Raw genomic sequence first — 8,955 nt, forward strand, 5'->3', positions numbered from 1 at the left:
GTGCTCAAAGCGAGCTGATGCGCCCGTCGCGGGTGGCCGGGCACGCCTCGACAACAAGCTTAGGCAATGCTAACTTCAGGCGATTAGGTAAGGGGAGGCTACATAGATGAGAAGAAGCAGCCTTGGAACGCGGTGACGCCGGCGTGCTCGCGGCGCGCCCTGTGAATTCTGGCTCCGGCGGCAGGGTGGACGACGACGTCGTCAGCCGGTTCGCCACCTGCTGCCGCGCGCTCGGCATCGCGGTCTACGAGCGGCAGCGCCCGGCCGACCTGGCCGCCGCCCGTTCGGGTTTCACCGCGCTCACCCGCGTCGCCCACGACCAGTGCGACGCCTGGACCGGGCTGGCCGCCGCCGGCGAGGTCTCCCCGCGGGTGCTCGAGGCCGTTTCGCGGACGGCCGCCACGGCGGGCACGCTGCAGCGCCAGGTCGAACTGGCGCCCGGCGCGTTGGGCTTCCGCTACGACACCGGCCTGTACTTGCAGTTCCGCGCCACCGGCCCCGACGACTTCCACCTCGCCTATGCCGCGGCGCTGGCAACCGCGGGCCGGTTTGCCGAAGCCCACGACATCGTTTCCGGCCTCCTCGAACGCCGCCCGGGCTGGCGCGAGGCGCGCTGGGTCGCCGTCGTCGTCAACTACCGCGCCGAACGCTGGTCGGACGTGGTCAAGCTGCTCACCCCGGTCGTCACCGATGCGGACCTCGACGACACCTTCGCCCACGCGGCCAAGATCGCCCTGGGCACCGCGCTGGCCCGGCTGGGCATGTTCGCCCCGTCGCTGTCCTACTTGGAGGAGCCCGACGGCCCGGTCCCGGTGGCGGCCGTCGACGGCGCGCTGGCCAAGGCGCTCGTGCTGCGCGCGCACGTCGACGAGGAATCGGCGAGCGAGGTGCTGCAGGACCTGTACGCGGCCCACCCGGAGAACGAACAGGTCGAACACGCCTTGTCCGACACCAGCTTTGGGATCGTGACCACCACGGCGGCACGCATCGAGGCCCGCACCGATCCGTGGGACCCCGCAACCGAACCCAGCGCCGAGGACTTTGTCGACCCCGCCGCCCACGAGCGCAAGGCCTCGCTGCTGGCCGAGGCCGAACGCCAGCTCGCCGAGTTCATCGGGCTGGAAGAGGTCAAGAACCAGGTGTCGCGGCTGAAGAGCTCGGTGGCCATGGAGCTGGTGCGCAAGCAGCGCGGGCTCGCGGTGGCCCAGCGCACCCACCACCTCGTCTTCGCCGGGCCGCCCGGCACCGGTAAGACCACCATCGCCCGCGTCGTCGCCAAAATCTATTGCGGGCTGGGGCTTTTGAAGCGGGAAAACATCAGGGAGGTGCACCGCGCCGACCTGATCGGTCAGCACATCGGCGAGACCGAGGCCAAGACGAACGCGATCATCGACAGCGCGCTGGACGGGGTGCTGTTCCTCGACGAGGCCTACGCCCTGGTGGCCACCGGCGCCAAGAACGACTTCGGCCTGGTGGCCATCGACACCCTGCTGGCCCGGATGGAAAACGACCGCGACCGGCTGGTCGTCATCATCGCCGGATACCGGGCGGACCTGGACAAGTTCCTCGACACCAACGAAGGGTTGCGGTCGCGGTTCACCCGCAACATCGACTTCCCGTCCTACACGCCGACCGAGCTGGTCGAGATCGCGCACAAGATGGCCGAGCAACGCGACAGCGTCTTCGAACCCGCCGCGCTGCAACACATGGAGGCCCTGTTCTCGAAACTGGCCGCCGAGTCGACCCCCGACTCCAACGGGATCTCGCGGCGCAGCCTCGACATCGCCGGCAACGGCCGGTTCGTCCGCAACATCGTCGAACGTTCCGAAGAGGAGCGCGAATTCCGGCTCGACCATTCCGAACACGCCGGAAGCGGCGAATTCACCGACGAGGAGCTGATGACGATCACCGACCAGGACGTGGCGAATTCGGTGGAGCCGTTGCTGCGCGGTCTCGGGCTGTCGGTGCCGGCATGAGCAACACCAACGGCCATGAGCCCCAGGAGGATCGGCGCTCGTTCACCTCCCGGACCCCGGTCAACGACAACCCCGACAAGGTGGTCTACCGCCGCGGCTTCGTGACCCGGCATCAGGTGAGCGGCTGGCGCTTCGTGATGCGCCGCATCGCCTCGGGCATCGCCCTGCACGACACCCGGATGCTCGTCGACCCGCTGCGCACCCAGTCGCGCGCGGTGCTGATGGGTGCGCTGATCCTGATCACCGGCCTGGCGGGCTGTTTCGTGTTCTCGCTCATCCGGCCCGCCGGCTCGGCCGGCAACAACCCGGTGCTCGCCGACCGGTCCACCTCCGCGCTGTACGTGCGCGTCGGCGACAACCTGCACCCGGTGCTCAACCTGACCTCGGCGCGGCTGATCGTGGGGCGGCCGGTCGACCCCACCACGGTGAAAAGCTCTGAGCTGGACAAGTTTCCGCGCGGGAACCTGATCGGCATCCCGGGCGCACCCGAACGCATGGTGCAAAACGCCTCGCGCGACGCGAACTGGACGGTGTGTGACTCGGTCAGCGGCACTCCCCAGCTTCGCGGGGGCCCCACGCGCGGCGCCCACAGCACCGGGGTGACGGTGATCGCCGGCCGGCCCGACGGCACCGGCGCGCGGGCGGTCGCGATGCGCGCCAACCAGGCGATCCTGGTCGACTTCCCCAGCGACAGGGGTGAGGGCACCTGGCTGCTGTGGGACGGCAAGCGCAGCCGGATCGACCTGGCCAACCACGCGGTGACCAGCGCGCTCGGGCTGGGCGTGAACAATTCCGACGTGCCCGCGCCGCGGCCGATCGCGCAGGGGTTGTTCAACGCGATCCCCGAGTCCCCGCCGCTGGCGGCGCCGCCGATCCCCAACGCCGGTGCGCCCGCGGGCTTTTCGGTGCCGGCCCCGATCGGCGCGGTGGTGGTCTCCTACGGCCTGGAGCAGAATTCGTCGCGCTACTACGCGGTGCTGCCGGACGGCCTGCAGCCGGTGTCGCCGGTGCTCGCCGCGATCCTGCGCAACACCAATTCCTATGGCCTGGACCAACCGCCGCGGCTGGCCGCGGACGAGGTGGCCAGGCTGCCGGTGTCGCGGATGCTGGACACCACCCGCTACCCCGACCAGCAGCTCGGCATCGTCGACGCGGCCAAGAACCCCGTCACCTGTGCGTACTGGAGCAAGCCGGCCGGGGCCGCCACCAGCTCGCTGACCATCCTGTCCGGCTCGGCGCTGCCGGTGCCCGACGGCATACGCACCGTCGACCTGGTCGGGGGCTCGCCGGGCGTGGCCACCCGCGTCGCGCTGGCGCCGGGCACGGGTTTTTTCGCCCAGACCGTCGGCGGCGGGGCGGACGCGCCGGCCGCCGGATCGATGTTCTGGGTCTCCGACACCGGCGTGCGCTACGGCATCGACACCGAGACCGGCGGCGCCGGGCAGGGGAAAACCGTTGAGGCCCTTGGCCTGAGCGCACCGCCGGTCCCCATCCCCTGGTCGGCGCTGACGCTGTTCGCGCCCGGCCCCACGCTATCGCGCGCCGACGCGCTGCTGGCCCACGACGGGCTGGCACCCGACGCCCGGCCGGGCCGGCCCGTGTCGGCCGAAGGAGGACCCCGATGAGCCGACTGATCTTCGAAGCCCGCCGGCGGCTGCCCCCGCCAACCACCCGCAAGGGCACCATCACCATCGAGGCGCCGCCCGAGCTGCCCCGGGTGATTCCGCCGTCGCTGCTGCGGCGCGCGATGCCGTACCTGATCGTGATCCTGATCGTCGGCATGGTGGTCGCGCTGGTGGCCACCGGGATGCGGGTGATCTCGCCGCAGACGCTGTTCTTCCCGTTCGTGCTGTTGCTGGCGGCGACGGCGCTGTATCGGGGCAACGACAACAAGATGCGCACCGAGGAGGTCGACGCCGAACGCGCCGACTACCTGCGCTACCTGTCGGTGGTCCGCGACAACATCCGCACCCAGGCCGCCCAGCAGCGCGCGGCCGCGCTGTGGTCGCACCCCGACCCGGCGACGCTCTCGACGGTGCCGGGGTCGCGGCGCCAGTGGGAGCGCGACCCGCACGACGCCGACTTTTTGGTGCTGCGGGCCGGCCGGCACGAGGTGCCGCTGGCGACCCCGCTGCGGGTCAACGACGCCGCCGACGAGATCGACCTGGAGCCGGTGTGCCACAGCGCATTACGCAGCCTGCTGGACACCCAGCGCATCGTGCGCGACGTCCCGACCGGAATAGACCTGACCAAGGTCTCGCGGATCACCGTGCTCGGTGAGGCGGCGGACGCGCGGGCGGCGATGCGCGCCTGGATCGCCCAGGCGGTGACGTGGCACGACCCGACGGTGCTCGGGGTGGCCCTGGTCGCCCGCGACCTGGAGGACCCGGACTGGTCGTGGCTGAAGTGGTTGCCGCACGTCGACATTCCCGGCGAGCTGGACGGTGTGGGACCCGCCCGGTTCCTGTGCACCAGCGCCGACGAGCTCGCCGCGATGCTCGGGCCCGCGCTGGCCGACCGCCCCGCGTTCACCGGGCAGCCCGCCGACGCGCTGCGGCACCTGCTCATCGTCGTCGACGACCCCCACCTCGACCTGAACGCCTCGGCGCTGGCCGTGGGCCGTGCGGGGGTCACCGTCGTGCACCGCAGCGCCACACCGCCGCACCGCGAGCAGTATTCGGATCCGGAAAAGCCGATCCTGCGCGTCGCGCACGGCGCCCTCGAGCGCTGGCAGACGGGCGGCTGGCAGCCCTACATCGACCACGCCGACCGGCTCGGCGCCGCCGAGGCCGCCCACCTGGCCCGCCAGCTGTCGCGGTGGGACTCCAACCCGACCCACGCCGGGCTGCGCTCGGCGGCCACCCGCGGCGCGACTTTCACCACGCTGCTGGGCATTCCGGACGCGTCGCAGCTCGACGTGCCCGCGCTGTGGGCGCCGCGGCCGCGCGACGAGGAGCTGCGCGTCCCGATCGGTGTCACGGCGACCGGCGAGCCGCTGATCTTCGACCTCAAGGACGAGGCCGAGGGCGGGATGGGTCCGCACGGCCTGATGATCGGGATGACCGGTTCGGGCAAGTCGCAGACGCTGATGTCGATCCTGTTGGCGCTGTTGACAACCCACTCGGCGGACCGGCTGATCGTGATCTACGCCGACTTCAAGGGCGAGGCGGGCGCCGACAGCTTCCGCAATTTCCCGCAGGTCGTCGCCGTGATCTCGAACATGGCCGAAAAGAAGTCGCTGGCCGACCGGTTCGCCGACACGCTGCGCGGCGAGGTCGCCCGCCGCGAGACGCTGCTGCGCGAGGCCGGCCGCCGCGTCCAGGGCAGCGCGTTCAACTCGGTGACCGAATACGAGAACGCTCGGGAATCCGGGGCGCCGGCCGCCGCCGATCTGCCGCCGCTGCCAACCCTTTTCGTGGTCGCCGACGAGTTCACCCTGATGCTGGCCGATCACCCGGAATACGCCGAGCTGTTCGACTACGTCGCGCGCAAGGGCCGCTCGTTCCGCATCCACATCCTGTTCGCGTCGCAGACGCTGGACGTGGGCAAGATCAAGGACATCGACAAGAACACCTCCTACCGCATCGGGCTGAAGGTGGCCAGCCCCAGCGTTTCCCGCCAGATCATCGGCGTGGAGGACGCCTACCACATCGAATCGGGCAAGGAGCACAAGGGCGTCGGCTTTTTGGTGCCCGCCCCGGGCGCGACCCCGATCAAGTTCCGCAGCACCTACGTCGACGGCATCTATGAGCCGCCGCAGACCGCCAAAGCGCTTGTGGTGCATGCCAATTCGGAGCCCAAGCTGTTCACGGCCGACCGGGTGGAGCCCGACCCGGGCACCGTGATCAGCGGCGGCGAGGAGGAGGAAGCGGCCGGCCCGCCGCGCAAGCTGATCGCCACCATCGGCGAGCAGCTGGCGCGCTACGGGCCGCGCGCGCCGCAGCTGTGGCTGCCGCCGCTGGACGAGCCGATCCCGTTGCCGGAGGTGCTGGCCCGCGCCGGGGTGCCGCAGGGGCAATGGCGCTGGCCGCTCGGCGAGGTCGACAAGCCCTTCGAGATGCGCCGCGACCCGCTGGTGTTCGACGCGACGTCGTCGGCCGCGAACCTGGTCATCCACGGCGGCGCGAAGTCCGGGAAATCGACGGCCCTGCAGACGTTCATCATGTCGGCGGCCAGCCTGCACTCGCCGCGCCAGGTGACCTTCTACTGCCTGGACTACGGCGGCGGCCAGCTGCGGGCGCTCGAGGATTTGGCGCACGTGGGCGGCGTCGCGTCGCCGCTGGAACCCGAACGCATCCGCCGCACCTTCGGCGAGCTGGAGCAGCTGCTGCTGTCCCGCCAGCAGCGGGAGCTGTTCCGGGAGAAGCACGGCGCCGCCCCCGACGACGGCTACGGCGAGGTGTTTTTGGTCATCGACAACCTGTACGCGTTCGGCCGGGACAACACCGACCAGTTCAACACCCGAAACCCGTTGCTGGCCAAGGTGACCGAGCTGGTCAACGTCGGCCTGGCCTACGGCATCCACGTCGTCATCACCACGCCCAGCTGGCTGGAGGTGCCGCTGGCGATGCGCGACGGCCTCGGGCTACGCCTCGAGCTCAAGCTGCACGACGCGCGCGACAGCAACGTGCGGGTGGTCGGCGCGCTGCGCCGCCCGGCCGAGGCCGTCCCGCACGACCAGCCGGGTCGCGGATTGACCATGGCCGCCGAGCATTTCCTGTTCGCGGCCCCCGAACTGGACCAGATCCCCGCGATCAACGCCCGCTACCCGGGGATGTCGGCGCCGCCGGTCCGGCTGCTGCCCACCAACCTCGCGCCCGACGCGGTGGGCCCGCTGCATCGCGGCGGGGAAAGGGTCGTCATCGGGCAGCGCGAGGAGGACCTCGCCCCGGTCGTCCTGGACTTCGCCGAGAACCCCTTGCTGATGGTGTTCGGCGACAGCAAGTCCGGTAAGACCACGCTGCTGCGCCACATCATCCGGACCGTCCGCGAGCACTTTAGCGCCGACCAGGTGGCGTTCACCGTGCTGGACCGGCGGCTGCACCTCGTCGACGAGCCGCTGTTTTCCGACAACGAGTACACCGCCAACATCGACCGGGTCATCCCGGCGATGCAGGGGCTGGCCAACCTGATCGAATCGCGGCGGCCGCCGGTGGGCCTGTCGGCGGCCGAGCTGTCCGGCTGGGCCTACCGGGGGCAAACCCACTACCTGATCATCGACGACGTCGACCAGATCCCGGACGCCCCGGCGGCGAGCGGCCCCTACATCGGGCAGCGGCCCTGGACCCCGCTCATCGGCCTGCTGGCGCAGGCGGTCGACCTGGGGCTGCGGGTGATCGTCACCGCGCGCGCCAGCGGATCGGGCCACTCGCTGATGACCAGCCCGCTGCTGCGCCGCCTCAACGACCTGCAGGCGAGGACGTTGATGCTCTCGGGCAACCCCCAGGACAGCGGCAAGATCCGGGGCCAGCGGTTCGCCCGGTTGCCCGCGGGCAGGGCGATCCTGTTGGGCGACAGCGACATTCCGACCTTTGTGCAATTGGTCAACCCGCTCGTCGGGGAGGCCGCGATGTTTGGTGATACGCAACAGAAGGGGAGTTAGTCATGACGTTGCGCGTGGTTCCCGAGGGCCTGGCCGCGACCAGCGCGGCCGTGGAGGCGCTGACGGCGCGGCTGGCGGCCGCGCACGCGGCGGCCGCCCCGGCCATCACCGCGGTGGTGCCGCCGGCCGCGGACCCGGTGTCGCTGCAGACGGCCGCCGGGTTCAGCGCCCAGGGCCAGGAGCACACCGCCGTCGCCGCCCAGGGCGTGGAGCAGCTGGGCCGCGCCGGCGTCGGAGTCGGCCAGGCCGGCGCGGGCTATCTCGCCGGTGACGCCGCGGCGGCCGCCAGCTACGGGATGGCGGGCAGCTAGCAGTGTCGGCGCCCATCTGGATGGCCGCACCGCCGGAAGTGCATTCGGCGATGCTGAGCGCCGGTCCGGGACCGGGGTCGCTGCTGGCGGCCGCCGGGGCTTGGTCGTCGCTCAGCGCCGAATACGCTTCGGCGGCGGCCGAACTCGGTGGGCTGCTGGGGGCGGTACAGGCGGGGGCGTGGCAGGGCCCGAGCGCCGAGCAGTACGTCGCGGCCCACGCGCCGTACCTGGCGTGGTTGCAGCGGGCCAGCGCCGACAGCGCCGGGGTGGCCGCCCAGCACGAGGCCGCGGCGACGGCATACACCACCGCCCTGGCGGCGATGCCGACGCTGGTGGAGCTGGCCGCCAACCACATCGTCCACGGCGTGCTGGTGGCGACGAATTTCTTTGGCATCAACACGATTCCGATCACCCTGAACGAGGCCGACTACGTGCGGATGTGGATCCAGGCGGCCACCACGATGGGCGCCTACCAGGCGGCCTCGGGCGCGGCGCTGGCCTCCGCGCCACGCACGGCCCCGGCGCCCAACATCGTCAATCCCGGTGGCGGCGAGGCGAACAGCGCGGCGAGCGCCGCCCCGACCGCCGTCGACCCCGGGTCGTTGATCTCTCAGCTGCTGCAGACCTACACCAACTTCTACGGAAACATGTTCCAGGAGCTCGCCACGTTCTTCCAGGATCCGATCGGGAACTCGGTGAAGATCGTCGAGGCCTTCATGACGAATCCGTCCGAGGCGCTGGTGCTTTACGGTCCGTTGTTGTTCGCGATCGCCTACCAGGCTTTCTCCTGGGTCGGCGCCTCGATCACCTACCCGTCGCTGTTGCTGAGTCCTTTTCTCGGGCTCATCCTTCCGGTGACGCTGCAACCGGCGCTGGCGATAGCGGCCGCGGCGTCTCCGGCGCTGGCCGCGCCGGTCGCCGCGGGGGTGGCGGCCGCGCCGATCCTCGCCTCAACCGCTTCCCCGGTGTGGCCGGTGGCCGGCATGGCGCCGACGGTCGCGACCCCCGCGGGCGCCCCGGCGCCGTCCGGCGCGGCGGGTGCCGGCGCGCCCGCCCACCGTCGGAC

General features: G+C 71.2%; 5 protein-coding genes. All 5 read left to right on the top strand.

Annotation, left to right across the window (positions count from 1 at the left end; all coding sequences use genetic code 11):
- Positions 1–122 precede the first annotated feature (122 nt).
- Positions 123–1,976 (top strand): type VII secretion AAA-ATPase EccA, encoded by a 1,854-nt coding sequence (gene eccA, locus AWC19_RS12270; RefSeq protein WP_085078337.1) that lies wholly within the window; start codon positions 123–125, stop codon positions 1,974–1,976.
- Positions 1,973–3,601 carry a type VII secretion protein EccB gene (gene eccB / locus AWC19_RS12275; protein ID WP_085078338.1) on the top strand — a complete coding sequence of 543 codons (1,629 nt, stop codon included), beginning with the start codon at positions 1,973–1,975 and terminating at the stop codon, positions 3,599–3,601. The genes eccA and eccB overlap by 4 nt, the downstream gene beginning before the upstream one ends.
- Positions 3,598–7,578 carry a type VII secretion protein EccCa gene (gene eccCa / locus AWC19_RS12280; RefSeq protein WP_085078339.1) on the top strand — a complete coding sequence of 1,327 codons (3,981 nt, stop codon included), beginning with the start codon at positions 3,598–3,600 and terminating at the stop codon, positions 7,576–7,578. The genes eccB and eccCa overlap by 4 nt, the downstream gene beginning before the upstream one ends.
- A gap of 2 nt (positions 7,579–7,580) precedes the next feature.
- Positions 7,581–7,889, top strand: coding sequence for a PE family protein (locus AWC19_RS12285; protein ID WP_085078340.1), 309 nt, complete (start codon positions 7,581–7,583; stop codon positions 7,887–7,889).
- A 20-nt stretch (positions 7,890–7,909) separates the two neighbouring features.
- Positions 7,910–8,955, top strand: a 1,046-nt coding sequence (locus AWC19_RS12290; RefSeq protein ID WP_085078354.1) for a PPE family protein, incomplete at its 3' end; no start/stop codon positions are given.

This window comes from Mycobacterium palustre (assembly GCF_002101785.1).
GTDB lineage: Bacteria > Actinomycetota > Actinomycetes > Mycobacteriales > Mycobacteriaceae > Mycobacterium > Mycobacterium palustre.

Coding starts and splice junctions, on each gene's coding strand:
- eccB (WP_085078338.1), top strand. CDS start 1,973: ATGAGCAACACCAACGGCCATGAGCCCCAGGAGGATCGGCGCTCGTTC.
- eccCa (WP_085078339.1), top strand. CDS start 3,598: ATGAGCCGACTGATCTTCGAAGCCCGCCGGCGGCTGCCCCCGCCAACC.
- AWC19_RS12285 (WP_085078340.1), top strand. CDS start 7,581: ATGACGTTGCGCGTGGTTCCCGAGGGCCTGGCCGCGACCAGCGCGGCC.